25 protein-coding genes are annotated in these 26,631 nt (G+C 62.9%); 10 read left to right on the top strand and 15 right to left on the bottom strand.

Translation table 11 applies throughout. The annotated features are described in order from the left end of the window. Positions 1-7 precede the first annotated feature (7 nt). The 4 genes from E2L06_RS06710 to E2L06_RS06695 all read right to left on the bottom strand — a co-directional run bounded on the left by E2L06_RS06710 (position 8) and on the right by E2L06_RS06695 (position 4,910). The gene (locus E2L06_RS06710; protein WP_138779831.1) at positions 8-715 is read right to left on the bottom strand and encodes a 6-hydroxymethylpterin diphosphokinase MptE-like protein; all 708 of its coding nucleotides are present in this window, start codon (positions 713-715) and stop codon (positions 8-10) included. 214 nt (positions 716-929) lie between these two features. Continuing rightward, positions 930-2,123 (bottom strand): dihydropteroate synthase, encoded by a 1,194-nt coding sequence (folP, locus tag E2L06_RS06705; RefSeq protein ID WP_138779829.1) that lies wholly within the window; start codon positions 2,121-2,123, stop codon positions 930-932. A gap of 134 nt (positions 2,124-2,257) precedes the next feature. Then, the gene (locus E2L06_RS06700) at positions 2,258-3,466 is read right to left on the bottom strand and encodes an AMP-binding protein (protein ID WP_138779826.1); all 1,209 of its coding nucleotides are present in this window, start codon (positions 3,464-3,466) and stop codon (positions 2,258-2,260) included. 214 nt (positions 3,467-3,680) lie between these two features. After that, complete coding sequence (locus E2L06_RS06695) at positions 3,681-4,910, bottom strand: Cdc6/Cdc18 family protein (protein WP_138779824.1); 1,230 nt, start codon at positions 4,908-4,910, stop codon at positions 3,681-3,683. Positions 4,911-5,970: 1,060 nt separating this feature from the next. On the opposite strand from E2L06_RS06695, the gene E2L06_RS06690 reads away from it, so the two are divergent. Both E2L06_RS06690 and E2L06_RS06685 read left to right on the top strand, forming a co-directional pair. Then, positions 5,971-6,747, top strand: a complete 777-nt coding sequence (locus E2L06_RS06690) for an RNA methyltransferase (RefSeq protein WP_138779822.1) — start codon at positions 5,971-5,973, stop codon at positions 6,745-6,747. A gap of 55 nt (positions 6,748-6,802) precedes the next feature. Next, positions 6,803-7,840, top strand: coding sequence for a hypothetical protein (locus E2L06_RS06685; RefSeq protein WP_138779820.1), 1,038 nt, complete (start codon positions 6,803-6,805; stop codon positions 7,838-7,840). 27 nt (positions 7,841-7,867) lie between these two features. On the opposite strand, the gene E2L06_RS06680 is transcribed toward E2L06_RS06685, so the two are convergent. Further along, complete coding sequence (locus E2L06_RS06680; protein WP_171052320.1) at positions 7,868-8,527, bottom strand: HTH domain-containing protein; 660 nt, start codon at positions 8,525-8,527, stop codon at positions 7,868-7,870. A gap of 70 nt (positions 8,528-8,597) precedes the next feature. Next, a complete protein-coding gene (locus E2L06_RS06675) occupies positions 8,598-9,551 on the bottom strand; it encodes a DMT family transporter (RefSeq protein ID WP_138779817.1) in 954 nt (317 codons plus the stop codon). 180 nt (positions 9,552-9,731) lie between these two features. Between E2L06_RS06675 and E2L06_RS06670 the strand changes: the two genes are divergently transcribed. Next, positions 9,732-10,214: an Lrp/AsnC family transcriptional regulator gene (locus tag E2L06_RS06670; protein WP_138779816.1), complete on the top strand. Its 483-nt coding sequence runs from the start codon at positions 9,732-9,734 to the stop codon at positions 10,212-10,214. 36 nt (positions 10,215-10,250) lie between these two features. Here the strand turns inward: E2L06_RS06670 and E2L06_RS06665 are convergent, their stop codons facing one another. After that, positions 10,251-11,375, bottom strand: coding sequence for a DUF1214 domain-containing protein (locus E2L06_RS06665; RefSeq protein WP_138779814.1), 1,125 nt, complete (start codon positions 11,373-11,375; stop codon positions 10,251-10,253). A gap of 227 nt (positions 11,376-11,602) precedes the next feature. Then, complete coding sequence (gatE, locus tag E2L06_RS06660) at positions 11,603-13,471, bottom strand: Glu-tRNA(Gln) amidotransferase subunit GatE (protein WP_138779812.1); 1,869 nt, start codon at positions 13,469-13,471, stop codon at positions 11,603-11,605. A gap of 239 nt (positions 13,472-13,710) precedes the next feature. Here gatE and E2L06_RS06655 point away from each other — a divergent pair, with 239 nt between their 5' ends. Next, positions 13,711-14,004: a hypothetical protein gene (locus tag E2L06_RS06655; protein ID WP_138779810.1), complete on the top strand. Its 294-nt coding sequence runs from the start codon at positions 13,711-13,713 to the stop codon at positions 14,002-14,004. 172 nt (positions 14,005-14,176) lie between these two features. Further along, positions 14,177-14,827 (top strand): site-specific integrase, encoded by a 651-nt coding sequence (locus E2L06_RS22955; protein ID WP_138779808.1) that lies wholly within the window; start codon positions 14,177-14,179, stop codon positions 14,825-14,827. Between the two features lie 370 nt (positions 14,828-15,197). Here the strand turns inward: E2L06_RS22955 and E2L06_RS06645 are convergent, their stop codons facing one another. From E2L06_RS06645 to btuC, 3 genes are all read right to left on the bottom strand, one after another. Continuing rightward, entirely contained in the window at positions 15,198-16,058 is an 861-nt protein-coding gene (locus E2L06_RS06645) for an IS5 family transposase (protein ID WP_138779806.1), read from the bottom strand. Between the two features lie 293 nt (positions 16,059-16,351). Next, positions 16,352-17,713 carry a heme ABC transporter ATP-binding protein gene (locus tag E2L06_RS06640; protein ID WP_138779804.1) on the bottom strand — a complete coding sequence of 454 codons (1,362 nt, stop codon included), beginning with the start codon at positions 17,711-17,713 and terminating at the stop codon, positions 16,352-16,354. Further along, complete coding sequence (btuC, locus tag E2L06_RS06635; RefSeq protein WP_138779802.1) at positions 17,710-18,807, bottom strand: vitamin B12 ABC transporter permease BtuC; 1,098 nt, start codon at positions 18,805-18,807, stop codon at positions 17,710-17,712. The genes E2L06_RS06640 and btuC overlap by 4 nt, the downstream gene beginning before the upstream one ends. A gap of 60 nt (positions 18,808-18,867) precedes the next feature. On the opposite strand from btuC, the gene E2L06_RS06630 reads away from it, so the two are divergent. The 4 genes from E2L06_RS06630 (at position 18,868) to E2L06_RS06615 (ending at position 21,694) form a co-directional block, all read left to right on the top strand. Next, complete coding sequence (locus E2L06_RS06630; RefSeq protein ID WP_138779800.1) at positions 18,868-19,932, top strand: PGF-CTERM-anchored ABC transporter substrate-binding protein; 1,065 nt, start codon at positions 18,868-18,870, stop codon at positions 19,930-19,932. Between the two features lie 107 nt (positions 19,933-20,039). Then, complete coding sequence (gene srp19 / locus E2L06_RS06625) at positions 20,040-20,321, top strand: signal recognition particle subunit SRP19 (RefSeq protein ID WP_138779798.1); 282 nt, start codon at positions 20,040-20,042, stop codon at positions 20,319-20,321. Between the two features lies 1 nt (position 20,322). Further along, entirely contained in the window at positions 20,323-20,571 is a 249-nt protein-coding gene (locus E2L06_RS06620; RefSeq protein WP_138779796.1) for an H/ACA ribonucleoprotein complex subunit GAR1, read from the top strand. Positions 20,572-20,665: 94 nt separating this feature from the next. Next, positions 20,666-21,694, top strand: a complete 1,029-nt coding sequence (locus E2L06_RS06615; RefSeq protein ID WP_138779794.1) for a presenilin family intramembrane aspartyl protease PSH — start codon at positions 20,666-20,668, stop codon at positions 21,692-21,694. Between the two features lie 2 nt (positions 21,695-21,696). Here the strand turns inward: E2L06_RS06615 and E2L06_RS06610 are convergent, their stop codons facing one another. From E2L06_RS06610 to E2L06_RS06595, 4 genes are all read right to left on the bottom strand, one after another. Further along, a complete protein-coding gene (locus tag E2L06_RS06610) occupies positions 21,697-22,827 on the bottom strand; it encodes a PAS domain-containing sensor histidine kinase (RefSeq protein WP_138779792.1) in 1,131 nt (376 codons plus the stop codon). 130 nt (positions 22,828-22,957) lie between these two features. Continuing rightward, a complete protein-coding gene (gene cysS, locus E2L06_RS06605; protein WP_138779790.1) occupies positions 22,958-24,460 on the bottom strand; it encodes a cysteine--tRNA ligase in 1,503 nt (500 codons plus the stop codon). Between the two features lie 93 nt (positions 24,461-24,553). Next, positions 24,554-25,600, bottom strand: coding sequence for a PAS domain-containing sensor histidine kinase (locus tag E2L06_RS06600; RefSeq protein WP_138779788.1), 1,047 nt, complete (start codon positions 25,598-25,600; stop codon positions 24,554-24,556). Positions 25,601-25,683: 83 nt separating this feature from the next. Next, positions 25,684-26,187 (bottom strand): hypothetical protein, encoded by a 504-nt coding sequence (locus tag E2L06_RS06595; RefSeq protein ID WP_138779786.1) that lies wholly within the window; start codon positions 26,185-26,187, stop codon positions 25,684-25,686. A gap of 93 nt (positions 26,188-26,280) precedes the next feature. Here E2L06_RS06595 and E2L06_RS06590 point away from each other — a divergent pair, with 93 nt between their 5' ends. Beyond that, positions 26,281-26,607, top strand: coding sequence for a NifU family protein (locus E2L06_RS06590; RefSeq protein ID WP_138779784.1), 327 nt, complete (start codon positions 26,281-26,283; stop codon positions 26,605-26,607). Positions 26,608-26,631 lie beyond the last annotated feature (24 nt).

The raw sequence follows: 26,631 nt of genomic DNA, 5'->3' as shown, positions 1-26,631 counted from the left end.
CGAATCCTTACGGCTCGGAGATGGGAACCGCATCGGTGTCGATCTCGTCTCGTCGGCCGTCGAGTACCGCAAAGCGCTCACCACGGCGCGACTCGAGCCAGACGAGCAGCCGCTCGGCCCACTCGAGTTTGTGCGCTTTCATGGGATCGACCGCAGGATCGTCGAAATCCCAGCCGACGAAGATGAGACTCGCGGCGTCGAGGTGGTCAGCGAGAAAGGCCGCTCGATCGCCGTCGGTGAAGCCGCCGTAGTTTCCGACTGGCCCGCGGGGTGCGGCCTGCGTCGTCGGGAGGACGGCGGCAGCGTCACAGTCGGGAACGACCTCGCGGATCGCCTCGAGATTGTCGCCGTGGGCGTGGACCGCGACCGGAACGCCCCGTCCGGTGAGGTCCACGACGGTCTCGGGGTTCTTATCCAGGTCGGTCACCATGCAGTCGGCCTCGATCCCGTGGCTCGCGAGGGTATCGACGGCGGTCGAGGCAGCGACGACGGCGTCGGCCGCACGCGCTCGCTCGAGAGCCCGGTCGGTCTCGAGCGACGGGCCGGCACCGGCGACAGCGACAGTTGCGTCACGGCCGATCGAGAGGTCGTCGGGGTCGAGCGACGTCTCGAGCAGCGACGCGAGGAGATCACGCCCGCGCTCGTCGCCGGCGCGGTCGTAGCCGAAATCGCGCAGGATCGCCTCGTAGACCGGTTCCCACTCGTCGAACTCCATATGCGATTTCGTCGCGCGATCGCTTTGTGTGTTCGGTCTCAGTATCCGCGACTGTCAGCCGGCGATGTGCGCTGCCCGCCGGAGTCGTCACTGCTCGGCGTAACACCACAATAATTCCGTGTTGTGGGCCGGGGGTCACCTCCAAAGTACCCCTACCCGGGAGGCTACCCGGCGTCCACTCGTCCATTTTGAAGCATCCGGCATAAGCTTTCTCTTAACGCAGCACTCCTGACAGCTTCTCACCGAGATCCCCAAGACAGTCGGTTTCGGACGAGAGCGCGCCAGCAACGCCGGAAACGTTAGCTGTCGATCCCGCAAGCAGGCACGTCCCGTCAGCCACGCGTCTGACGACTGCCCCCTGCTCGGCCGCGATAACTGCAAGCCGATCGTTCGCGTCGGGACCGAGGCCCTCGAGCTCGAGGAGTTGGCCCTGCCAGTCGTCGGCAATCGCGGGATCGATGCCGCGCTCGCGGAGCTGCGTTCGGAACTCGCGAGTCGAATTGACGTCCAGTTGTGAGATCGTGAGCCCGTCCGCGGTCGCGCTCGCACGCTCGGTAAACGCCTTGCCGATCAGGGCCGCGTCCCGCGTCTCGGCGACATCGTGGGTCCGGATCACGTGCGCGCCGCGTTCGACGGCCATCGAGGTCGCTGCGAGACTGACCGGCAGTCGCTTGTCTGTCTCGCGGCCGGCGATTTCGCCGAGGAAGTTCTTCCGGTTGATCGAGACCAGCATCGGCCGCTCGAGCGCGCGGAACTCCCGCAGTCGGCGGAACGTCTCGCGGTCGTCGTCGAGCGTCTGGGCCTCGCTCCAGCTGCCAAAGGCAGGATCAATGATGGTCTTGTCGGTCAGGCCGTTCTGTTTCAGCGCCTCGTAGACCCGATCGACGTAGTCAGCACCCGCAGCCCACGCGGGCGATTTCCGGGCTCTCCAGTCGGTTTCCTCGACGGCACCCGGGCGCTCTATATCCGGCGGACTCGCCATCTTCGCGACCGCGGCGTCGTGGTCCTCGCAGACGGTGGGCATCTCCGGATCGGCGAAGCCACAGATGTCGTTGACCATGTCGAAGCCTCGCGACAGGGCCTCGTCGGCGACCGCCGCATAGCGGGTCTCGATCGAGAAGATCGCGTCGCCGGAAACGCTCTCGATCGTCTCGCACGCGAGGTGGAGCCGGTCGAGTTCCTCCTCGGCTGAGAGCACGTCGAAGCGTTTGTTGGCCGACTCGAGGCCGATGTCGACGATGTCGGCCCCTTCGCCGATCAGTTCCTCGTCGACGTACTGAGCTGCCTCGCTGGGGTCGTCGTAGACGCTCGGATCGTACGGCGATTCCTCGCTGACGTTCAACACGCCCATGATCCGAGGTGGATACTCGTCACCGATGCCCAAGCCAGCGGCGTCGACGCTGTCCATATCCGGTCTGTGGCGGCGACGCCAAAAGATATCGTGGTTCCGGCGAACGATGATCGTCCCATTCCGCCGGATACCACACTACTGGACAGCAGTCACGACGACGCCGGTCGCATGCGTGCGGTCGTCAGGCAGTATCATGTCGCCGTCTCGAGGGCGGGACCGGTGTCGTCCTCGAGAAAGACCGTCCCCTCGCGGGCGGTCGCGGGGACGCCGGTCCTGAGCCAGCGTGTGCCGTCAATGATGACGGTCACGTCGTCGGTCATCGCCGGTCGCTCGTAGTAGGCGTCCATCGCACCGGGCCCGCTGACGGCGAGTTCTCCACCACTGGGTCCGCTGACGATTCGCGCTCGAGCGCTCGACAATGGTCGCCCGAGCCAGCCGGCATCGATGTCCTCGTGCGTGCGAATGTGGGTAATTCCGGTCTCCGGACGGCCGACGAGTCGGACGGCGTCGTCGGTCTCGGCCACCTGTTCGGGGGTCGTCGTGGGTGTCGCGTCGACGATCGCGAGTCCGCGTCTGGCCATGCTCGTCTCGCTCGCTCGCAGGTCCTCGTACTGCGCAGGCGTGACGAACGCTCGATCGACGTCGGTAGCGACGAGCAACGACCGGATCGTGTCCGGGCCCGGGCTGGCGACCGGTTGGTATCGCCCGCCGCTGACGAGCGTCGCGTTCGCGCCGAACAACAGTTCGATCGGGTTCGAGAGTGGACACGCGCCGAGGTGCGCCTCGAGTGTGGCACTCTCTTCGTCTCGACAGATCGTTGCCCCGGCGTCTGCACTCGCGTGGAGGGTGGCGTGGGTGTAGACGACGGCGATCGGCTCGTCGGTATCCCGCTCGAGGTACGCGATCAGTCCCGGTGCGTCGTCCGGTCGTCGCACGACATCGATCCCGGTCCGCGAGTTCGAGCCGTTCATCCCACCGTTATCGAGGAAGTCGGGAAGATCGATCCCCATCCGCGCGTCGCTGTCGGCAGTGACCGCGACGCGCAACGGCTCGCTGCTCGCGAGCAGGCCCATGATCGGGCTCGAGTCGGTGACGAGCGCCTTCGCCTCGGTCTCGTTCAAGACGTGTCTGACGTCCCAGCTTTCGTACGACTGAGGGAGGGTAACGGGGACGCAACCGGCTCTAAGCGACCCGTAGACGGCGATCAGCACGGCTCGAGGGGTCGCCGCGTGGATCACCACGCGGTCGCCAGCCGTGATGTCCCGGTTCGTGAGCCCACCCGCAAACGAGCTCGTCGCGGACCACAGCTGTGAGAACGTCATCGAGCCGTCGCGCTCGAGTGCGACCGCCGTCCGGTTTGCCATCACGGACGATTGGAGTTCGGTAACGAAGTTCGTCATCAGTTGTAGTTTGATATCGGACTATAGTGCTATAAGATATCATCTCAATCTGAATTAACACCCATTTGTTCATGTAGTAGTGATTTCTGCCACCACGTGACCAATATATAAGGACCAGTAGTCGTCTGGGGAGACTGATTGGAAAATGTAACCGTTCCAGGTGGGACGAGAATTGTCGACAGACCAAACCCAGGCGCAACCAGCAGCGGGCCCGCTACTCGTCGTCTTCCAAGACGGCCAGCCGCGAGTCCCGCAGGAGGACTTTCTTGACGATCGAGGGATTCTCGAGCAGCCGGTGTTTCGCGTGCGCGCCGCGGCCGCGCCCGCGCCCTTCGCGTTCGGACTGGATGACGTTGAGAAAGTTCTGTTCTTGCAGGATCTCCTGGACACGGCGTTCGGAGAGGACGTCGAAGTCGAGTCGACGGGCAACTTCCTTGTACTGGTTGTAGATGATCTTCGTCGGGAACTCCTTTTCCGAGCTGTTCTCGGTCAGCAGCGTCAGCGAGTAGAGGATCGCCTTGGCCTGCTGGGGCGAGCCCTCGATGAGTTCGTTAAAGCGGTCGGCCTCGGTCTTCTCTTTGGCGTCGCGGACGTGGTCGGCCGTGACCTGAGACTCATTTCGCTTCTTTGCAATCCGGCCGGCGTTCCGGAGGATGTCGATCGCCTTGCGCGCGTCACCGTGTTCCTGGGCCGCGAGGGCGGCCGTTAGCGGAATCACGTCGTCGGAGAGCACGCCGTCGTGGAAGGCGTCACGGCGTTTCTCGAGAATTTCGACGAGTTGATTCGCATCGTACGGCGAGAAGACGAGTTCGTCCCGCGAGAGACTCGACTTGACGCGTTCGGAGAGGTGATCGGGGAAATCGATCTTGTTCGAGATGCCGATGATGCCGATACTCGAGTCCGAAATCCGGCGATTCTCCCCGGCCCGCGACAGTTTGCGGAGGACTTCGTCGTCCTCGAGCATGTCGATCTCGTCCAGAATGACGATGGTGACGTCGGTACAGTGGTCGACGGCTTGCCAGAGGCGCTTGTAGTAGTCGCCGGTTCCCAGGCCGCGGTCGGGAACGGTGATCCCGCTCTCGTCTGGATCGTTGACGAGTTGGGCGATCGTCTTGACGATCGACGCCTCCGTGTTCTGTTCGCCACAGTCGATGAAGGCGTACTTCACGGTGACATCGTCGTGTCTGGCTTCCGTAATGACGCGTTGGGTGACCGACCGCGAGATAAGTGACTTGCCGGTTCCGGTCTTGCCGAAAATAAAGAGGTGGTTGGGCTCGCTCCCGAAGATCGCCGGGTTCAGGGCGTCCGCAACCCGTTGCATCTGCTCGTCGCGCCCGACGATCCGATCCGGGCCGGGCAGGTGCGTGATCTCGAGCAGGCGCTCGTCGGCAAAGACCGGATCGTCGTACCGAAAGAGCGGGTCTCGATCGTCGTTGGCGGACATTGCACTACTCCGCCCCTTTCAACTGGACTGAAATAAAGCTGTGGAGATCGATCGCGAGTGTAAATTCGCCGTCAGAGCGACTCAACAGGCAGGTCGTGGCCGCCTGACCGAAAATCTCCCGAAACGCCGGCCTCGCGCTTCTAACCGGCCGCGATGGACACCCCCACCCCCGTCGCGGGTGTAAGGCTCGGAGGCACGACCCGGTCAGCGACCCGTTGTCCCGGGTTCCGGACCGACAAGCCCGCCCGACAGCCACAGACGGAATACCCTCGAGACTGCCACAAACCCTCTCGAGGGAGAGTCGAACAAACGATTTGCCGATCAGCGACCGGGGACACACCCCCCTCGCGTTTGTAACGGCGAGAGGGAGGGGGTGGTCGAGATGAATCACCAGATTTCGGCAGTAAAATCCCGATTCTGCACCAATGTTACATCCGCGACACTGGTGTGTTCCAAATCAGGGTCCCCAGACGTAGATGGCGTTACAAACGCGAGGGGGGTGTGTCCCTCTCACACTCGGCACTTCGACCGAATATCCGTGTCACGACCCGTTCTGACGTCTCTCAAGCCGAAAATACATCCGCTAGTGTCCCCCGTCTGCTTTCCTGTCGTTCGGTTTTTGGAGACAGACCTGCTCGGTAGCGTCTCTATAGACGTATGTACTCTATCTCATTCACTAGCAGTCACTATCGTACCGCCCTCTAGAATATCTAGTATCTAGATTACGAACGTCTATATCTAGTAGAACCTCTAGACTATAGTCTAGAGAAAGCGAGAATAGAGATAGTCAACTACAGAGCAGTAGATCAGTACTGCGACCGTCGTTTACTGGCCCACTACCGGTGTCGAAACGACACACAGCCACGCAATCAGTAACAGACTCACCCCCGCCTCGCCAGCGCCATCGAACTGTGAACGCGTCTCTTTTGGCAGTCCCGCGCTGAAACCCGGCTATGAATCCGACGGTTACAGCGTTTCGGTCACGACCGCCGTTTGCGACCGAAGCGGACGGCGACCTGACAGCACTGCCCTGTCTCGAGCACGTCACACCCTCGAGCCAATGACCGACAAGTCGCCACCAGCCGACCCACCTGCAAGTCGAACGCCGCCGGCAGTTGCGGTCGTCGACGCACAGTCGCCCGGCAACGTCGGGACCATCGCCCGCGCGATGAAGAACTTCGGCTTCGAGGAGCTCTTGCTCGTCGATCCGCCCGAACTCGACCCCGACGGCGAGGCCTACGGCTTCGCCGGCCACGCTCGCGAGGATATCCTCCCGAACGCCGACGAGATCAGTTTCGATTATCTTGTAGAACACTATCACACGATCGGCTGTACGGCGGTGACGAACGAAGACGACAACAGCCACATGCGATTTCCCTACTCGACGCCCGCAGACCTCGCCGACCGGTTGCCGACTGTCGAGGCACCGACCGCCCTCGTCTTCGGGCGCGAACGCGTCGGCCTGACGAACGAGGAACTCGCCCGGATCGACGAAATCTGCTCGATCCCGGCAAACGCCGACTATCCCGTCCTCAACCTCGGGCAGGCTGCCACGATTACGCTCTACGAACTCCGATCGCTAACCCTCGACGACGAGACACAGTTGCCCGACCTCGAGTGCGTTCGCGCCCCTGAACCGACCGTCGACCGGCTTTACGATCAGTGGGGTGCGCTGCTCGAGGAACTCAACCATCCCGACGAGAAGCGCGACAAGACGATGCGGATGCTCCGTCGGGTGTTCGGACGGGCCGACTTGACCGAACGCGAGGCGAACACGCTGCTTGGGATTCTCCGTCGGGCGACCGAACGGCCGGCCGAGAACAGTGACAGTGTGTGATACGACGTCTCGCAAGTCAGTACAATAATACGGTTTCAGTGACCATCACCACAGGATGACTGAAATTCGTCGACGAAACGCGCTCGGATTGCTCGCTGGCGGAATGGCGCTTCTCGCCGGCTGTTCGTCGTCATCCGATGGTAACGGAAACGGCGATGACACGGGTCCCTCCGACGATGGGACAACTGACCCGACTGGCAACGAACTGCCACCGTACGCCTCGATGCTACCGACGACTGATCAGCCGGAGTACTTCTACGGAGCGATCGACGTCCAGACGATGTCTACCCTGGTCGAAGACCAAGGTGCCGAGGCGGGTAAGGAGCCGACGGACCCACTCGTTGGCAATCCCGTAGCCGTTGCGCTCGTCAGCTGGTTCGGGCTCGGACAGCTCGCCGACTCCGCCGGACTCGACGCGTATAACGACAACAACAAGACCGAAAACGGCGAGGAACAGTTCATCTACGCCGACGGCGTGTACGCACTCGTCGGTTCGTACGACCGCGACGGTATCACCTCTGATCTCGAGGCTGCTGGATACTCCCTCGAGACCGAGTCCGACGGATACGCTGTCTATGCTGACAGCGGAAGCGACGAGATCGTCGGTATCACGGAGACTGTCTACGCATACTCATATCCCACCGGGACCGATTCGTCGTTCGACCCGGCGGCCGCCGTCGAGCGAACAGTCGCGACAGCAGCCGGCGACCGAACACCGAAACACGAGGCCGACGATGACTTCGAGCAACTGCTTCGTGCCGGCGAAAACAGCGGTATCGCCTGCTGTCTCTACACCGAGAACGACGCGTTCGCGTCGGGGACGCTCTCGGACGATCAAACGAGCGACGAGAATGGGTTACAGTTCGAGTTCGGTGCGTTCGAGGGCGCGTACGGCGTCCATCAGAACCTTTCGGTCACCAATAGCGATACCGCAACCGCACGCGCCACCGTCAGCTACAGCAGTGACGAGTTGGTCGACGAAGAGAAACTCGAGTCCTCACTGGGAACGGAAGCGAACACGGCCACAGTCAACCGCGCCGAGACGACAGTGACGGTCGACGCCGAGTACGGCGGGGAGTTCGCTCGCGAGTGATTGCGTGTGGTCGTCCTGGCGCGCTGACTACCGGGTCGCGACGGGTGACGGCTCACGTTCGTTCGTGAGTTCAGCCGGCTGTGGCTCGTATCGTCCGGTTTCGGTGACGGTTCCGATCCACCCACAGTCACTGCAGGCGAACAGTCCCTGGCCGTCGACCAGCGTCCCGCCACAGTCGGGACACGTATCCGTCGCAGACGCGCGCATGTCCTCGCGTGTGACCGAGCCGAGCGGTTCCGGCACCTCGCCGGTTCTGAGCGTGGCGATCGCCTCGTCGGTCGTATACGTTTCCTCGGTTCGCTCATCCGTGTGGGGGAAGACGCCGACCAGTTCATCGTCGGCGTACACCTCGAGACACAGAAGCGGCGTCACCAGCCGCTCGCGCGTCTTACCGGTCACCTGCGAGGTCGTCGATCGTTCGCGGAACGGCGGCCGGACGCTGACGCCGCGCTCGTCGGCCCACTGGGCGAACCGTTCGTAGTTGTCGATGACTTCCTGATAGGGACTCTCATCGGAGAGGGCGACTTCCTGGGGCCAACTGCGCAGGAGCAACTCGTCGATCGCGCCCTCGGACTCACAAGCTTGGAGCGTCTCGATCTGCTCGTCGATCGGCTCGAGCAGTAACGGTGCGCGCACGTGACAGACCGCTGTAAGCGCCGCTGTGTCGGTGTCAATCGTCTCAGACATTGGTCATGCAATCGGCCAACGTCTGTGTTGATAAGCGTTTCTCCGATCGCAAATATTCGGTAACACCCGCTCACGAGGTCGTCGCCGACCGGCGCTCGAGGAGCGAGCGGAGCAACGACCGGAGTGCCCGGCGTTTGATGACGACGAAGCCGGCGAGGATCGTTACCAGCCCGACGAGCGTCAGCGAGTCGACGACGTGACCCAGTGCGAGCCAACTGACGCCCATTGCGACGACCGGTTCGGCGTAGCTGACGAGGGTGACCTGCGTCGCGCCGCTTCGCTCGAGCAGGTCGAAGTAGAGGAGAAACGCGAACACGCCCGAGACGACCGTCAGGTAGCCGAAGGACGCAAGCGAGGCGGCCGTCACCTCGACCGCCGCGACCGACTCCCCGCGTAAGAGCGCCCAGCCCAACAACACGCCGGCTCCGACGAGCATCGCCCAGGCCTGGAGCGTCTCGAGCGGCAGCGCCGCCGCGTCGATCGGCCGAACGAGGACGCTCCCGAGGGCGAAGGCGATCGCCGAAGCGAACACGAGGGTAGCGCCGACAGTCGCGTCACCCGCGAGCGCAGTCGGCGAGGGTTGGACGATCGCGATCACGCCGACGAGTCCGAGTACGAAGCCGACGACGCCGGCGGGTGCGAGTCGTTCCGACGGGAGGACGATGCCAGCGAACGCTGCCGTCAAGATCGGTGCCGTGCTGACGACGGTCGCTGCGACGGCACCCGAAACGTACAGCTCGCCGAGATACAACAGCCCGTGATAGAGCGCGATGACAAAGACGCCGGCGACCGTGACGGCCAGCCACTCCGCCCGCCCGCGTGGCCGCGTGCGATCGGCCGCGACAGCCGCGTACCCGAGGACGATCACGCCCGCGAGCGCGTAGCGAAGCCCGGCGAACAGCAGTGGCGGCACGTACTCGAGGCCGATCTCGATCGCGACGAACGAACTTCCCCAGCAGAGCGCAAGGATCGAAAAGAGCACTGCCTCGCGGTACCCGTCTGGCACTGATCCGAGTGTATTCATACCCGATTCGGAACTGACTGTGATATTTAGATCCTTCTACAACCAGCCGCAAATTCCCGAATTACAAATCACACATACGAATATCATCCGAAGACGGATCCACAGTCAGGATCTGTCTTGTAGATTTCTCCAATTACATCGGTCGGAAGACACATGTCGACCGCCGCCCGACGCTGTCGTATGGACGACCGCGACGTGCGCCTGCTCAAGGCCATCGCCGAACTCGAGACGGGAAGCCCCGAGCGGCTCCACGAAGCGACCGGCATTCCGGTCTCGACGATCCACTACCGACTCAATAACCTCCGCGAGGAGGGAATCATCGCAAACGACCGCTACGACATCGACCTCGAGGAACTCGGCCTCGGCGTCACCGTGCTGGTCGAGATCCACGCCGACTATCAGGGCTCCTACGAGGAGTTCGCGGATCGGCTGTTGACCGTCGAGGGCGTCACGAACGTCTACTTCACGATGGGCGAGACGGACTTCATCGTCGTCGCGCGACTGAGCGACAGCGAGATGGTCGAGCGGCTGATCGCCGAGTTCGAACAACTCGAGGGCGTCGACCGAACCGTCTCGACGTTCGTCATCTCGGCGGTCGAAGAACGGGACGCCTTGCAGAGCTACAGTCTCGAGACGCTGCTCGAGGAGCTAGTCGACACCTGACGAACGGCGTGAAACCTCCCGAGCGCGCCGCGTCTCTCACTCGAGGGGCTCTGCTTCGGGGAACTGATAACTCCCGTCGAGGATCTCCGCGCGCGGCTCGTAGAGCCGGACCGTATAGTTCCACCCCGCCGGCGTATAGAGGAAGTTCGGCTGGTCGGGATCGCCGCCGAAGTGAATCGTGACGCTGCCGTCGTCGGCTCGCTCCGCGGTTACGTTGTTGATCGCGTACGCGTCGTACTCGTTTTCCTCGAGGTACCAGTCGCTGTTGTAGACGGTGACCGACCAGTATCCGTCGACGGGGACGTCCTCGACGGTGAGCGTGTACGGCGTGTCGCCGTCGTTCCGTTCGGGCGTTCGCCAGAGGACGAACTCGTCCGTCTCCGGACTGCCGCCCCAGCCGACCGCGGTGCCGAGGAAGTGCTTGACGGGATCGACCTCGTCGGCGTCGCCCCACACACCCTGGGAGTCCTCCATCGTCTCTCCGACCGTGATGAGCGCATTGCGGATTCCCTCGAGCGAGTCCTGATCCCAGTTGGGGATCTCGAACGTGCCAGGGGATCGTTGACTCGCCGTGATCTCGTCCTGGATGGCGTGAACGGTCTCGACGTCGTCCGGATCGTTCGGGTCGACCAACGTGCGGACCAGGACCAGACAGTACCGCGTCCCGACTTCGTCCTGTGTCAGCGTGTATTCGCCGGCGGTCGTGGACGAACCCTTCACGTAGTGATCTTGATTGATGACGATCAGCAACTGGTAGCGGTCACCGGTGTCCGGTTGGGTGACGGTGACTGGCTCCGTCAGATCGAAGACGCCAGCCGAGTAGAGCGTATCACGATTCATCTGGATGACGTCCTGCTGGTCGATGGGAACTGGCTCTCGGATGTGATAGAACTCGCCGAATCCGCCCAGCTCGGCGTAGCTCGCGAAGTACGTGTCCGACTCTGCGCGCGTGTAATTCTCCCACGTTACCGGGACTGTCTCGTCTGTCTCGTTTTCAGCCTGGTGGGTGTTCGTCTCCGAGGAGCGTTGGCTGGCTTTAGCGCTGCCGCCGCCCATCGCGAGTACGCCGGCGAGACCTGCCCCGCGAAGCGCGGTTCGGCGCGTCGTTCGCATCGATTCGGAGTCCGATTCGTCTCTCGTGTGCTGTGTCCCGTTGCACATACTCATGTCTCTCCGAGCGCCCCACAGCGGCCGTGTGGGCGACTCAACGGGTCACACACCAGCGCTCCATATAATACGAAGACACGACTTTCTTTCACTATATTGACATGGTGGGGGTATAGACTGAAGGATAATCATTGCGCTCACTCCGCTGGCTCCCTGTGCCGTCCCTGCAGCGGAGCGTCGCGAACACCGCGCCAGTAACAGAATCGAGGTATCGACGCCTGCTAGGCGCGTTTCTGAATCTCTTCGCGCAGCAGTTGGCTCACCAGGTCACCGTCCGCCTTGCCACGGAGCGCGCCCATACACTCGCCCATGAGTCCGGAGAACGCCTGCATGCCTTCGTCTTCGACCTGGGCCTCGTTTCGTTCGACGACCTCGACAATGGCTTCACGGACCTCTTCTTCCTCGGCACCGCCGAGCCCGGCGTCTTCGGCTGCCGTCTCGGCCGTCTGGTCCGGTTCTTCGGCTAGCACTGTGAGCAGATCCGGAACCCCCTCGTTTGGCAGGTCGCCGTCGTCGACCATCTCGAGGACGTCCTCGATGTGCTCGCGGGTAAGCGCCTCGACGGGGACGTCGTCGCGCCGGAGTTCGGTCAACGTCGACTCGAGCGTCGTCGCGGCCAGCGTCGGATCAATGCCGTCAGCAACTACGTCTTCGAATAGCGGCATGTACTTCCCGTAGGCGACCTGCTCGGCCAGCCCCTCGCCGAGATCGTACTCGTCCTGATAGCGCTCGACCTTTGCGGTGAGGAGTTCGGGTTCGGGAACCTCGCTCGGATCGGGTTCGACCGGCGGGACGTCCGTCTCGGGATACATCCGCGCTGCGCCGGGCAACGGCCGCAGGTAGCGAGTGGTGCCGTCGTCGTTCGCACCGCGGGTTTCTTCGGGCACGCCCTCGAGCGCGGTCGCGGCCCGATCGGCGACGGCCTCGATGGCGTTTGCGGCGATGTCGGTCCCGTCGGCGACGATCGCGACGGCGTCCTCGGGATCGACACCGACCGCGTCGCGCAGGGTCGTGACTTCTTCCTCGGTGACGCCGTAGGCTGGGAGTTCGTCGGTGTGGAAGATCCCGCCCGCGCCGTGGCGCTTGGCGTGATCCGAGAACTCGGTGCCGAGGCGGCGATCAGGTGCGATCTCACGGCCGACGAGGCCGTCGAAGCCATAGAGGGGAACGGCCATCACGGAGCCACCCGAATTCAGCGCGCCCTGAATGACGCCGCTGTCGGTGTCCTCGAAGACCGCAGTCACGTCCTGCGTGTCGCCGACCGACGCGTCGCGTGCCTCGAGTTCGTCCCGGATCTCGACGAGTTCGGCCTGCCGGCCGACCTCGTTGCGGACGATATCGTCGATGTCGTCTAAGCTCTGGACGCCCTTGATCTCGACGCGGGCTCCCTCCTCGATGGAGACGTTGACGTCCTGGCGGATCGTCCCGAGACCACGTTTGACCTTGCCGGTCGAGCGCAACAGCATTCCGATCCGTTCGGCGGCCTCGAGTGCCTGTTCGGGCGAGGAAATGTCCGGACAGGTGCCGATCTCGACCAGCGGAATCCCGAGTCGATCGAGGCTGTAGCGGACCCCATCGTCGGTTTCTTCGACGCGCTGGGCGCTTTCCTCCTCGAGCATGAGATCCTCGATGCCGACGGCCCCGTCGCTCGTCTCGATTTCGCCGTCGGTGGCGATCAGCGACGAGCGCTGGAAGCCACTCGTGTTCGAGCCGTCGACGACGATTTTGCGCATGACGTGGGCCTGATCGACCGGGTTCATGTCCATCAGCTGGGCGATCTCGAGCACCGTCTCGAGGGCTTCGTCGTCGAGTTCGTGGGGTGGCTCGTCGTCTTCCTCGACGAGACACGTCGAGTCGTAGGCGAGGTATTCGAACTCGCGTTCGACCATGCTCTCCTCGACGGCGGCGTCGTCGAGTTCGCCCAGTTCGCTCCGGGTGGGGTGGAGATAGCGTGTGAACGACCGCGTCGCCGCGTCGGGCTCGCGGAGGTCGGTCGGACACTGACAGAACAGCTTCGTCGCCGTATCGAGTTGCTGGTGGATCTCCAGCCCGGCGACGAGTCCGAGGGCCTCGTAATCGTACTCGGTCATTGGCGGCCACTCGGAGTCGGAGGGGTAAAAAACCGTCCAGTCCGCTCGCGGGTTGTCAGTGTCAGATCGCCGCTCATAATTACAAGTCCGAGTCCGTAACCATAGGTGCGTACTTACCGCTGGACAGTCTACCAGTGACAATAGATGTTCTCGCTGCCGTGCAAGATACAGGGCGCGAATGCGGCACGAGATCACGAACGACCATAGCATTATCCCGCTCGCTTTCCTAGGGAACAAGGATGGCAGACACGGAAAACGGACGAGAAAAGCAAGCAGACGACGAGAACCGACGTGAGGACGGAGTTCCAGACTCGCTTCCCGAGTGCCACCGTCGCGGCTGCACCGAGAGGGCGACGTTTGTCGTCCTCGAACGATATCAGGAAGAAACCGGGCACGGTGCCGTTGAGGCAGAGGCCGTTCTCTGTCAAGAGCATGCCGACGAAGAGAGCCCCACGAATCTTGAGGGCAGTTACGCGGATTACGTGTTTCGTGTCGAGCCTCTCCAAGAGACGCTGGACATGGACACAGCATGAGCAAACGGATGTAGTTCGATCACTCCTGTCGTGCTGAATCCAATGCTCTCTATTCAGCATCGCCGAACAATCTCTATTTGAATGATTTCTCTGGGAACCGTGCACACCTCCGGCTGTAATGACACAACATCAGTCTGAGTCATCAACATGGGCGATGCGGCATTGACGAGCGTTGACGACACGCCATTCCCACGAAGATGTACTCACTGACCGAGAGTTCGAGTTACTACTCGAAGCCTGTTCGGAGTTACCCAGTCCACGTGATTTCCAAGCGCGGTTCATCTGTTTGGTAGCAGGTCGGCTTGGATTGCGAGCGAGAGAGATTTCTCACCTCAATACCACGTGGTTCGACTGGGATCGGAAGCTTCTCCAGATTCCACAGCACGAGCCGTGTTCTTGTGGGCACTGTCGTCGTCAAGCAGCTCAGGAAGCGAGCCACTGTGACGACCTCACAGAGGCCGAGGCAGTAGGGGCACGGTGGCACCCAAAGACCGTCTCCTCCGCACGGGCGATCCCCTTCGACCTGTCGTTACGTCTCGAATTGTGTATCGAACGGTTCGCCAATCGCTACGATTCGTTCCCGCATCCGCGCTCGACAATTAATAGACGGGTGAAAGAAGCAGCCGAGTGTGCCGATCTTCGAGGGCGTGTCTACCCACATTGTTTACGAGCAACCGCTGCGAGCTACCATACCTATCAGGGAGTTGCGCCAGTTCCTCTTCAGGCAGTGATGGGCTGGAGCGATCTCGCCATTGCCCAGAAATACATCCGAATTTCCGGAACAGCGACCGCAGATGCACTCCGACAAGCGCATCATCGATAGCTAACAGGCTACTCACTACTCTTGTAGCCTCTGCTGAATAGAAGGCGCGAAGGTACGTGGATAATTCTTTGTAACATCATCATGTGGCTTGCTGTATGAATTCACAGGCACTCAAAAAATCAGCTATTGCAGGGGTTATTTCTCTCACAATCACATTGGTTCTAACCTATATTGCTTCACTAATTTGGCCGACACAACTGTTTGCTGCTGTCGGATTAGCCTCATTCTTTTCAGCATTTGGTAGTGCGTACGGCGCACATATAGAATATCTTGAAAGTTGAGGGGGATAGCACACGTTGTGAATACCCTACTATCCTGTAGCTGTCACTGTGCTGAATAGATCCTCTCGGCCTTGTTTGAACGCGTGATTTCACAGGTGAGAGTCCTCTATGACGCGTTCGATGTTGCGGACCGCGGATTTCATGACAAGTTCACGGAATTGATCGAACCAGGTTCTCGACCAGAGCGTATCGCCGTATCTGCGTCGGAGTCCGAAAAACACCGATTCAGCGTTGGAGCGCTGGTGGTACGCCCGATCCTTAATTAGCAAATTTCTTGCCCACCCCCGCATCCCAGGATCTCGCTGCGGAATCAGCGGCGTGATACTTTCCGCACGCAACCTCGTGCGAAGTTCCTCCCAGTCGTAGCCCTTATCGGCAGCGACAGTCGCCAAATCGTCGAGATTCCGCACTAACACCTGCCAGCCGACTTGTGTATCGTGCGGTTGTTTCATCGAACAGTGTATGTCGATAATCGCACTGGTTTCACAATCAATGAGCAGCGTCGTCTTCACCGCCTCAAACGTGTAGTCCGTCCGTTTTGCGTAGTGCTGGCTGGCCTGGACGCGATCGACACCGGTTGCGTCGATCGCCTGCACATCACCGAGATCATACAGTTCGACGGACTGATCAAGGATCGCTCGCCACCGCTTCATCGGAATCGCCTGCTTTCGCGTACACACGGTCGAGAAGTGAGGGACCGTTTCGGGCGTCAATCCGAGTGATTCCGTCACTCTTGGCATCTCGCGGAGGACGTCCATCAGCTTCCGGTACGGATGTCCGAGATACTCTTTCAACCCTTGAACGGCGAGAATTACCCAGTCAGCGTAGCCTTCTTCTCCCGGACGGTAGGCCGGAGCTGGCGTACCAACGACGGCTTTTTCGGCGAGCGATACAATCTTCTCTGTGAAGCGGGAGGTCTTCGTGTGCACAACGAATCCGTCCCGCTTCATTTCCTAGTAGATTTGGTATTTTCACCGAGCTACTAGCACGGCGACAAGAGTTCGATCGATTATACACTGCTAACGTTTGAGCGTCTAAACAAGGCCTATCCTCTCTATTCAGCAGGTCGTTTCTGACGTCTATCCGATAGGAGGGTAGCTGCTCCGGTAACACCTTCACCTGTACTTACCGCGAGTCGTGAGTTCTTCGGAACAAGGAACCGTGCTACTACCGACTGAGAAGTCAGTTCCGACTCCCCACGACCGGTGAGAGACGTGCCGAAAACACGTGACAGCACCCCGTCTCAGCCGTCGGCGTCGATCGAGTCGACCGACTGCCGCGAAGGCGAGTCGCTCACTGCCGCGTCGGCGACCGCCTCGCAGATGCCCTCGAGCGTCGCGTTCACTGCCCGCTCGCGACATTCGTTGTACCGTGCTCGAGCGTCCGCACCACCAAAGCCCAGCTCGGAGAGCGGCCGCGTCTCGACGACGACCAGTCCGGCTGTGGCCTCGAGCACATCGAGCAGGGGCTGGCTGCCAGCACCGAGAACGAGATCAGCAAGCACCGTCACGTCGGCCTCCCGAACGAGCGCTTCGGTGGCGGCGCGGTCGTCGGCGGCCAGTCGCGCGAACGGCGCGGTCTCGATCGTCTCGACGCCCAGCGAGCGGGCGATTTCGGCTGCGGCGTCGCCACTCGAGACGGGACCGAGCGTCACGTCGATCCCCGCGGCCTCGAGTCTGGCGACGACGCCGGCAGCGGCGGTCCCCGTGCCGAGCACGTGAACCCGATCAGGCTGTGACGCTGCCTTCGGCTCGCGGGCGTCCGCCAGCGCGGTCACTGTCTCGGTCCCCGTCACCGGGTTCGGCGTCACGACCGCGTTCGCATCGAACGAGTCCGCGAGCGCCTCGCCGGTCAACACCGTCGACGGCGGGCCATCCCGGGCGACCGAGCCATCCGAAAGCAACACCAGCCGATCGCAGTACCGCGCCGCGAGATCGAGGTCGTGGATCGCCGCGACGACGGTCCGGCCCTCGTCGACCAGTTCGCGGACGAGCTCGAGCGTCTCGACCTGGTGGTTGACGTCGAGACTCGCCGTCGGCTCGTCTAACAGCATGACCGGCGTCGCCTGGGCGATCGTCCGAGCAAGGACGACCCGCTGGCGCTGGCCGCCGCTGACCTCGTCGATCGGTCGGTCGGCTAACTCCGCTGTGCGGGTCCGCTCTAAGGCGCGCTCGACTGCGGCGCGGTCCTCGAGTGTCGCCGACGAGAACCGCGAGCGATGTGGATGACGCCCCATCTCGACGACATCGCGGACAGGGAACGAAAACGACAGCGACGTGTCCTGGGGCACGACCGACACCAGCCGGCTCGAGGCCCGCGAAGAGAGGCCGTGAACGTCAGCATCGTCGATGGTGACGGTTCCGGAATCGGGCTCGAGCGCGCCGCTGATCGCGCGCAACAGCGTCGTCTTCCCGGCCCCGTTGGGACCGACGAAACCGACGAATTCGCCGGGTTCGATGGTGAGTGAGACGTCCTCGAGCACCGAGAGCTCGCCGAAGGACAGCGAGACATCTTCGACGGTGATCGTCGCTGGATCCGGCCGCGATTGCTCGTCGCCCTCGAGGTCGGAATTAGCTGTGTCGGGTGGCTGTCTGGACCCGGTCATAGCGAGTGCACCTCTCGGCGACTGAGCAGGAACAGGAAGAAGGGTGCGCCAAGCGCCGCCGTGATGATTCCGACCGGAACGACGGCCGGGCCGATACGCGCGAGCGTATCGGTCGCGACCAGAAACGATGCGCCGGCGAGTGCGCTGGTCGGCAACAGGATCCGATGGTCTGGGCCGACGATCAGCCGCATGATGTGTGGCACGACGAGGCCGACGAAGCCGATAACGCCTGCGACTGCGACGCCGGCAGCGGTGACGATGCTCGCGAGCACGAGCAAGAGGAGTTTGGTCCGCTCGACTTCCACGCCGAGGTGGTGGGCGTCTTCCTCCCCGAGCAACAGGACGTTCAGCTCCCGCCGAAACGCACAGAGCGCGAGCACGCCCGCCAGCGTGATCGGCAGGGCAAATTCCACGTCTCCCCACTGGCTGTTGTTGAGATGGCCCATCATCCAGTAGACGGCCTGTCGCAGCGAGTCGCCGCTGTGGACGAGCATATACGAGATCATCGCACCGAGAAACGTCTGGATCGCGACGCCGGCGAGCAACAGCGTCGCAACTGGCGTTCGACCGCCGTCGGTCGCGATCGCATAGACGAGAAAGGCCGTCGCGAGCGCGCCGATAAAGGCCGAGATATGGAGGCCGCCAAACGGGATGAGCCCCGGAAAGACGATCGCTGCGACCGCACCTGCTGCAGCACCCGAGGAGACGCCGATGATCGACGGATCCGCCAGCGGATTCCGGAAGAATCCCTGCATCACCGTCCCAGCAGCACCGAGTGCGAGCCCGACGGTCGCCGCGAGCGCGATCCGTGGCAGTCGAATGTCTTTGACGATGATCTGGTGCGTCACCGGCACGTCGAACGAAAAGACCGTAGCGTACTCGAGCCCTGGGGCCGGGACGGAGACGCCGAGGACGGGAAGCGACGCACTGCTGATCGTCACGCCCACGGGGACGACGACCGCGTTCAACATCGCCATCGCGACGGTCACGACATCGATCCTGACCGGTCCGAGTGCGGCGCTGGTGAGCACGACCGTGACGAGCAGGACTAACAACCCCGCCGACCACACTGCCGTTCGGACCGATCGGTACATACGCACCAACCTGCCTTGCAGTAGGCAAATATTTGTTGAAGTAGCAGTGAGGTGAGAGCGATGCGACGCCACATAACCGTCCTGTTAGCCCTTCTACTTGTTGTTTCTGCGTTCGCGCCCGCCGCCGCCGGGCAGTCGAACGCCGACACTGAATCGACCGTCGACGTAACGTGTGAGTTCCCGCTCGAGCTGACCGATGCGACGGGCACGACCATCACGCTCGAGGAGCGACCCGACTCGATCGTCACGCTGCAGGCCAGCGACACCCAGACGGTGTACGAAATCGGTGCCGAGGACCGTCTCGTGGGACTGCCCTACAGCTACGCAACCAGCGATTTCGACCGCGGAGACCGTGTGAACGTCGGTGACGGCTGGACGGTCAAGCACGAGCGGGTTGTCAACCTCGATCCCGACCTCGTGTTAGCGGCGAACGCGACGAAGGACGGCGACATCGAACAGCTTCGGAACGCGGGCCTTACCGTCTATCAGTTCAGCGACGCCGAATCGCTCGACGACGTTCGTGAAAACGTCCGGACGGCTGGCAAACTCACCGGCGAGTGTGACGGTGCCGAAGAGACGATCACCTGGATGAACGAGCAACTCGAAATCGTCGAACGGACACTCGAGGGGGCGGACCGCCCGACGGCGTACTACGCGATGGGTGATGGATACACCGCCGGGTCGGGAACGTTCATCAACGAGGCCCTGACGACGGCTGGCATGACGAACATCGCAGCGGAGGCGGGTGTCCAGTCATACAACCAGATCAACCCCGAAACAGTCGTCGACGAGAGCCCCGCCTGGATAATCTATCCCAACGACCGAGAGCAGGTCCCGATCCACGAGTCGATCACGGCGACGCCCGCCTACCAGAACGACAACGTCCTCCCGGTGAAGGCAAACTACATCAGCCAGCCCGCGCCGCGGGTCGTCTACGCGATTACTCACATCGTCAAGACGGTCCATCCGGAGGCCTACGAAGCGGCGAACGAGGAACTCGACGCCGCACCCGAGGACGACACCCCATCGGACGACCAGCAAACCGACAGTATACCCGGATTCGGCGTTCCCGCCGCTCTCATCGCCATGCTCGCTGCCGCCGGCATCATCGCACGGCGACGATAACACGGACAGTCGGGACCGCGTGGCCGGCGTTCTCGAGTCTGAGCGACGGCGGCGTCCGACGTATCGTTTTGAAAAGGGTTTACTCGCCGGACCGCCCAGAGGGGCGCATGGTCGAGAACGTCATCTGGCCCGCCTATCTCGATGCGGACCTCTCGCGGAGCGACGGACGGCGCGTGTCCCAGGACTTGGCAGTCGAAGAACCGACGGTCGACGAGATCGCGAAGGCCGTCCAGCAGATCGGGTACGACGCCACGATCGAGCGGGACAAGGCCTACTCCCGGGAGAACTGGGCCGACCGGGGCCGGGTCGTCGTCCGCGGGGCCGACGACTCGACGAAAAACGACCTCGTGCAAGCCGTCGCGGCGTACGTCGTCGCGATGCGCGAGTGAGATGCGCCGGGTTGGCGCGGTCGTCCGCACGGCACAGGGGCTCGCAGTACTCCGCGCGGACGAAACGGACGACGATGCGTCTTCGGAGTTCCGCGACGAGATCGGGACGACCGTCCTCGACGACTCGCTCGAGGAGGTCGGCCGCGTCGTCGACGTCTTCGGGCCCGTCTCGCGGCCCTATCTGGCGGTGACGCCCGACGACGACGTCCACCTACCGTCGCTGGTGGGGTCGACGCTGTACGCGCGGTAGCGTCGCTGCCGCGTGTCGGGTTCGACCGTCGGCGACGACTCGTCGCCGACCCGGAGTGGAAAAGCCAATACGAACGGGGTGCAAACGCCGCGGCATGAACGATCGGACGCGGGTCCTCGTCGCCGTCGGCACGACGGTTCTGCTCTTCCTCGGCGTCCAGCTCGGCGCGCTGGCGCTGATCGACCCCTTCACCGAATCGGGCCGGCAAGCCGTCGAGGATCCTCAGAACCCGACCAACAGTATCCTCTACTTCGGGGTGATGCTCGTCGCAACCGGGCTGATGCTCGCAGCCTTCAAGTACGACCTCGAGTGGCTCATCCGGCTGCTGATCGTCGGCGTCAGCGTGATGATCTCGTGGTACGTCTTCGTTGAACTCGTCCCGGCGTTGCTCGCACCGCTGGTCGGTTCGGGTGTGGCCGACGCACTCGCGATCGTCGCTGCGCTGGCCGTCGGCGCGGCGCTGTGGGTCTACCCCGAGTGGTACGTCATCGACGCGACGGGCGTCGTGATGGGTGCCGGTGCTGCCGCCCTGTTCGGGATCAGCTTCGGCCTCCTGCCGGCGCTGCTGTTGCTCGCAGTGCTCGCGGTCTACGACGCCATCAGTGTCTACGGCACCGAACACATGCTCGACCTCGCCGAAGGTGTGATGGACCTCAAGATCCCTGTCGTCCTCGTCGTCCCGATGACGCTGTCCTATTCCTACCTCGCGGCCGGCAGCACTGACGACGTGCTCGAGGACGACCGCGACGCCGAGGCAAGCGCCGCCGACGGCGGTACTGAACCCGATACTAACGTCGACTCCGGTGCTGACACAGACCAGGGTGCCCTCGAGCGTGATGCCCTGTTTATCGGCCTCGGCGACGCCGTCATCCCGTCGATTCTCGTCGCCAGCGCCGCAGCGTTCCTCGAGATCGAGACGCTATCGGTACCCCTGATCGCGTTGAACCTGCCCGCACTCGGCGCGCTGGTGGGGACGATCGCCGGCCTGCTCGTGCTCATGTATATGGTCCTCAAAGGACGCCCCCACGCCGGATTGCCGTTGCTCAACGGCGGCGCGATCGGTGGCTACCTGCTCGGCGCGCTCGCGAGCGGACTTTCGATCGCCACGGCACTCGGATTCTAGAACTACAGTTCGCGCATCGAGACGCCTCGGATCTCGAATCTAGCACCGTCGTTCTGGCCTGCCGTCACCGATACTGACCAACCATGTGCGTCGACGACCTCGCGAACGATCGCGAGCCCGAAACCGGAGCCGCCCTCGGCAGCCTGTGCCGACTGCGTGTGCCCCGACTCGCCCGTCTCACTACTGTCGGCCGAATACCCCGATTCGAACACCCGTTCGCGGCGGTCGGGCGGAATCCCCGGGCCGTCGTCTTCGACGTAGAACCCGTCAAGCACAGTGTCTCCCCCACCGTCGGTACTCGACCGCTCGAGCGGGCCGACCTCGACAGTCACGTCGTCGCCGGCGTGTTCGATCGCGTTCCGAAAGAAGTTCTCGAAGAGATGGCTCACCAGCGACTCGTTGGCCCTGATCGCGACGGTTCCGGTGACTGAAAAGGTCGCCGACTCCGTGTGGACGTGTTTCCACGCGCCCTCGACTGCCGTCGCGAGCGGGATCACCGCCAGTTCGTCCGCCGCGACTTCGTCGATTGCCACGAGTGCCAGCGCATCGTCGATGATCGACTCCATGCGCTCGAGTGACGAGCGTAACTGACTGCGGCTGCCGTCATCGGCCTCGAGGTCGACATCATCGTCTTGTTCGAGAGTGTGAGCCTCTGCCAGTGCGACCGACAGCGGGTTTCGAAGGTCGTGTGAGAGCAGTCTCGCGAACGACTCCATGCGTTCGGCCTGCGCCTGGGTTCGCTGCTCGAGTTGATGTCGCTCGGTGATATCGACGTGCATGACGAGCACGAACCGTTCACCCTCGTGGTCGTACGGCGTCGCCCGCATGACGAACCAACGCTTGTGGTTGGGCGTGTGACAGGGGTACTCGAGCGAGAACTCTTCGCAGTCGCCAGCCGCGACCGCTCGAACTCCTCGTGCCGTCTCTTTTGCCTCATCGTCGCGCTCACTGGCTTCGCAGACCGCCAGATAGTTCGTCCCGACCCCACCCGCGTCTTCGGGCAGCCCCTGTTCGTCACCGAACGCGTCCCACGAACTGTTCGTGTAGATGATCTCCCCCGAATCGTCAAGGATCGCCACGTGTGCAGGTAAGGCATCGAACCCAGCGGTGACGACCGAGCGAGAATCAGTCATTATAATCTAGATAAGCGCCATCCACTTTAGCAGACAGGTTATAGGTAATCTGGTTGTCACGATGTGTGGCCTGACGGTGCGTTACTGTCGGACGACTCGATCAACCAGCATTGTGTGACAGCAGACCGTCTCACTCGCCCGACGGAAGCCGGTAGGTAGCCCCCTCGTCGGTGTCCTGCACTTCGATGCCGAGCGCCTCGAGTTCGTCGCGCAGTTCGTCGGCGCGGTCGTAGTTGCCAGCGTCGCGTTCGGCCTCGCGCACGTCGAGGATGAGTTCCACGACGTCGCCGGCGAGCGTGGCCGAGCCCGTCGTCTCGCCCGTAAAGGAGAGGCCCAAGACGTCGCCCAGTTCCTCGAGCGTCTCGACGGCGCGTCGAAGTCCGCGGTAATCGGAGCTGTCCTCGGCGTCGACCGCCTCGAGATGGCGGTTGATCGCCGTCGCGACCGACAGCAGCGCGGACTGTGCCTCGCGGGTGTTGAAGTCGTCGTTCATCGCAGTCGTAAACGCCGCGCGTGCGTCGTCGATCTCGTCGCGCAACGTCGCGTCGTCGACCTTCGAACTTGCCTGCGGCGAATCCAGTACGTCGACGGCGGCCTCGTAGGCGCGCTCGAGCTGATCCCACCGTTCTTCGGCCTCGGAAATCGTCTCGTCGGCGTACAGCTGTTTGCTGTTGTACGACCCTGCGGTCAGGAACGTCCGCATGACGTTCGTCCCCCAGCGGTCGATCGCCTCGTCGACGGTGACGAAGTTGCCCAGACTCGAGGACATCTTCTCGTCGTCCATCTGGAACAGTTCACAGTGGAGCCAGTAGTTGGCGAACTGCTGGTCGGTCGCGGCTTCGGATTGGGCGATCTCGTTTTCGTGATGCGGGAAGACCAGATCCCGGCCGCCGACGTGGAGGTCGAGCGTCTCGCCCAGATGGGTCATGCTCATCGCCGAGCACTCGATGTGCCAGCCGGGCCGGCCCTCGCCCCACGGCGAGTCCCAGGTCAGGCCTTCGGGCGGGGTCTCCCCGTGGTCGACGCCCTCGTGGCTGTGTTCGTCGATCGCGTCGGGGTCGACCCCGTCGGCCTTCCAGAGCGCGAAATCCGCCGGGTTCCGCTTCTCGGTGCGTTCGTCGGGGTCGCCCTGGGACTCGATCTCGTCGAGTTCCTGGTTCGAGAGTTTACCGTACTCCTCGAAGCTGGTCACGTCGAAGTAGACCGAGCCGTTGGACTCGTAGGCGTAGTCCTTCTCGATCAGGGTCTCGACGAGGTCGATGATCTCCGGGACGTGCTCGGACACGCGGGGATAGACCTCCGCACGCAGGAGGTTCAGCGAGCGCATATCGTCGATCGTCCGCTGGATGTAGGTCTCGGCCACCTCGCCTTCGCTCTCGCCTAAGTCGTCCTCGCCGATCCGGGCGACGATCTTCTCGTTGACGTCGGTGAAGTTCTCGACGTGACGCACGTCGTAACCGAGGTACTCGAGCCAGCGGTGCATGACGTCGACGTGGACCCACGAGCGTGCGTGGCCCAGATGTGGCGGATCCGAGACCGTCAGGCCACAGTAGTAGAGCAAGACGTTCTCGGGGTCCTGTGGCTCGAACGGCTCTTTTTCGCCCGTCAACGTGTTCGTCACGTGCAGGGTCATTACGCTCATTTCCCCCGGCTGAAAGTTAAAGCGTGTGATGCCCTCCGGGGGCGACGGCGGGCCAGTACCGGCGGCGAGCCGTGCTGACCGTCGCTACGGCTCGGAGCGATCTATCTGTGGCAGCAAGAATCGAACGACGTTACCACGGGGTGTGTTCTCCTCGAAGACGAGCTCGCCACCGAGCGAGTCGACACACCACTGCATCACCCACAGCCCGACGCCGGAGCCGTGGTAGGTGGTACTCGCCGTGACATCTTCTTTGAGAACGTTGATCTCCACGTCCTGGATCGCTGGGCCGTGGTCACTGACAACGACCTCCGCCTGCTCGGTGTCCGAATCGATGGCGACCGACACCTCGACGGACGGGACGTCGCGATCGTTATGCTCGATCGCGTTGTCGATGGCGTGACTGATCGCGTGGCGGAGGCCCGTATCGGCGTTTACACAGACGTCGGCCTGCACGTCGACGGTGATCTCGGCCGCCGTATCGTCCGCTCGAACCTCCGCGACGATCTCCTGAACCAGCTCGCCGATATCCGTGGGCGAACGCTGCGTCGCGTCGGGCGTTGCGATCTCCTCGATCTGGCGAATCGAGTCGCTCAGCGTCCCGATTTCCGACGCGATCTCGAGGATCGTCTCGACTTCCTCCTCGAGTGTCTTTTCCTTGATCGCTTGTTTGAGGCGATCAGCATACCCCATGAGCACGTTCGTCTCGTTTCGGAGATTGTGTCGGACGACACGATTGAGGAGACGCAACAGGCGTTCTCGAGCCTTGTACTCGGTAATCTCTCGAACTTCGGCGATGATACACGTGGCGCCGTCGATCGTCGTCCGATTGAGCCGAACGCGAATCCAGACCAGTTCTCCTGTGGGCCGTTCGATCCGCCATTCGAACACCTGCGACTCGCCGGCAGCAGCAGCGCACAGTCGATTGACCGCCTCGTCCTGGGAAAACTTCGTCGACGGTGCTGTGAACTCCTCGATTTCCATCTCGAGGAGTTCCGCTCGCGAATATCCGTACAACTCCTCGATCCGATCGTTTACGTCGAGGGCGACGCCGGTTTCCGGGTCGCGCAAGACGATACCGATATCGAGGTCGTCGAAGGCTGCCGGTAATGACAGGCCCTGGGATCTCCCCATATGACTTCACAAAAAGTGTGAATATAAAAACCCATAACCAACGGAAGTAGCCCTCCGCGACTGCCCTCGTCGATCGAGTGCCCTCATCCGGACTGCGAACCCACACGCTCGAGCGCGTCCTCGACCGTCCGCAGCGCGTTTGCGCCCTCGAGTCGCTCGACCACGACCACCAGTGCGTCCCCGGCGACGCCGGCTGCAGTCGGCGACAGTCCCTCGGCGGTAAGCCGCGCAAGCACGGCCGCGAGCGCGGCCGCGTCGACGTCGCCGGTAGCGACGATCGCGGTCCGATCGCCGCCGACAGGACCCAACGCCTGCCCGCCGACCCTCACGAGTGCGTCGGCGTCGTCGCTCGCGTCCTCGAGCGGGCCGATCCCGCTTTCCATCCGGACGCGGACGTCCCGCGAGTCGGTCTCGTAGGCCGGCAACTCGTCGGCGTAGCGGCGCAGCGCCGTCGCGATCGCGTCGGTCTCGCCGTCGACGGCGAGCACGCGGGCGGCGGCGGTGTAGTTGACCACGCCGGCCCGCAACGCGGTCCGGAGGAACGGCCGGCGATCGACTGCCCGGCGCGTCTCGGCTGCCAGTGACATATCGGGGACGGCGTCTCGAGCCGACATAAAGTCGCCGCCCTGATCACGGCTGATGCCCGACAGTATATACCGCTCCAGTCCTTCGCCACAGCCATGAGCGAGCCCGAGTCGGACCAGTCCCCCGAGGACGCCGTTCGCGAAGCGGTCACGCTGTTCCTTCGCCGCAACTTCCCCCAGATCGAGGGCCACGGCGGCGACTCCTCGATCACCGAGGTCGACCTCGAGGAGCGCCACGTCGGGATCAACTTGAGCGGCGCATGTAGCGGCTGTGGGGTCAGTCCGATGACGACCCAGGCGATCCAGCGGCGGCTCCCGACCAAGATCGACGCGATCGATCACGTCACCGTTACGACCGGCCTCGACGGGCTGGGCGAGCAGGGCTCGTCGGGCCCGGACGTGCCGCCGGATGTCCCGTTCTGAGCCCCACTCACCGTGTCGCTGGCC

This window comes from Haloterrigena sp. H1, from assembly GCF_005938085.1.
In the GTDB taxonomy this organism is placed as follows: Archaea; Halobacteriota; Halobacteria; order Halobacteriales; family Natrialbaceae; genus Natrinema.
Note: the sequence above shows the minus strand (reverse complement) of the source record. Positions and strands in the feature narration are given on the sequence as shown.

Excerpts from the sequence above, each read along its gene's own strand:
- E2L06_RS06710 (WP_138779831.1), bottom strand. The coding sequence starts at position 715 with ATGGAGTTCGACGAGTGGGAACCGGTCTACGAGGCGATCCTGCGCGAT.
- folP (WP_138779829.1), bottom strand. The coding sequence starts at position 2,123 with ATGGACAGCGTCGACGCCGCTGGCTTGGGCATCGGTGACGAGTATCCA.
- E2L06_RS06700 (WP_138779826.1), bottom strand. The coding sequence starts at position 3,466 with ATGACGAACTTCGTTACCGAACTCCAATCGTCCGTGATGGCAAACCGG.
- E2L06_RS06695 (WP_138779824.1), bottom strand. The coding sequence starts at position 4,910 with ATGTCCGCCAACGACGATCGAGACCCGCTCTTTCGGTACGACGATCCG.
- E2L06_RS06690 (WP_138779822.1), top strand. The coding sequence starts at position 5,971 with ATGACCGACAAGTCGCCACCAGCCGACCCACCTGCAAGTCGAACGCCG.
- E2L06_RS06685 (WP_138779820.1), top strand. The coding sequence starts at position 6,803 with ATGACTGAAATTCGTCGACGAAACGCGCTCGGATTGCTCGCTGGCGGA.
- E2L06_RS06680 (WP_171052320.1), bottom strand. The coding sequence starts at position 8,527 with ATGTCTGAGACGATTGACACCGACACAGCGGCGCTTACAGCGGTCTGT.
- E2L06_RS06675 (WP_138779817.1), bottom strand. The coding sequence starts at position 9,551 with ATGAATACACTCGGATCAGTGCCAGACGGGTACCGCGAGGCAGTGCTC.
- E2L06_RS06670 (WP_138779816.1), top strand. The coding sequence starts at position 9,732 with ATGGACGACCGCGACGTGCGCCTGCTCAAGGCCATCGCCGAACTCGAG.
- E2L06_RS06665 (WP_138779814.1), bottom strand. The coding sequence starts at position 11,375 with ATGTGCAACGGGACACAGCACACGAGAGACGAATCGGACTCCGAATCG.
- gatE (WP_138779812.1), bottom strand. The coding sequence starts at position 13,471 with ATGACCGAGTACGATTACGAGGCCCTCGGACTCGTCGCCGGGCTGGAG.
- E2L06_RS06655 (WP_138779810.1), top strand. The coding sequence starts at position 13,711 with ATGGCAGACACGGAAAACGGACGAGAAAAGCAAGCAGACGACGAGAAC.
- E2L06_RS06645 (WP_138779806.1), bottom strand. The coding sequence starts at position 16,058 with ATGAAGCGGGACGGATTCGTTGTGCACACGAAGACCTCCCGCTTCACA.
- E2L06_RS06640 (WP_138779804.1), bottom strand. The coding sequence starts at position 17,713 with ATGACCGGGTCCAGACAGCCACCCGACACAGCTAATTCCGACCTCGAG.
- btuC (WP_138779802.1), bottom strand. The coding sequence starts at position 18,807 with ATGTACCGATCGGTCCGAACGGCAGTGTGGTCGGCGGGGTTGTTAGTC.
- E2L06_RS06630 (WP_138779800.1), top strand. The coding sequence starts at position 18,868 with ATGCGACGCCACATAACCGTCCTGTTAGCCCTTCTACTTGTTGTTTCT.
- srp19 (WP_138779798.1), top strand. The coding sequence starts at position 20,040 with ATGGTCGAGAACGTCATCTGGCCCGCCTATCTCGATGCGGACCTCTCG.
- E2L06_RS06620 (WP_138779796.1), top strand. The coding sequence starts at position 20,323 with ATGCGCCGGGTTGGCGCGGTCGTCCGCACGGCACAGGGGCTCGCAGTA.
- E2L06_RS06615 (WP_138779794.1), top strand. The coding sequence starts at position 20,666 with ATGAACGATCGGACGCGGGTCCTCGTCGCCGTCGGCACGACGGTTCTG.
- E2L06_RS06610 (WP_138779792.1), bottom strand. The coding sequence starts at position 22,827 with ATGACTGATTCTCGCTCGGTCGTCACCGCTGGGTTCGATGCCTTACCT.
- cysS (WP_138779790.1), bottom strand. The coding sequence starts at position 24,460 with ATGACCCTGCACGTGACGAACACGTTGACGGGCGAAAAAGAGCCGTTC.
- E2L06_RS06600 (WP_138779788.1), bottom strand. The coding sequence starts at position 25,600 with ATGGGGAGATCCCAGGGCCTGTCATTACCGGCAGCCTTCGACGACCTC.
- E2L06_RS06595 (WP_138779786.1), bottom strand. The coding sequence starts at position 26,187 with ATGTCACTGGCAGCCGAGACGCGCCGGGCAGTCGATCGCCGGCCGTTC.
- E2L06_RS06590 (WP_138779784.1), top strand. The coding sequence starts at position 26,281 with ATGAGCGAGCCCGAGTCGGACCAGTCCCCCGAGGACGCCGTTCGCGAA.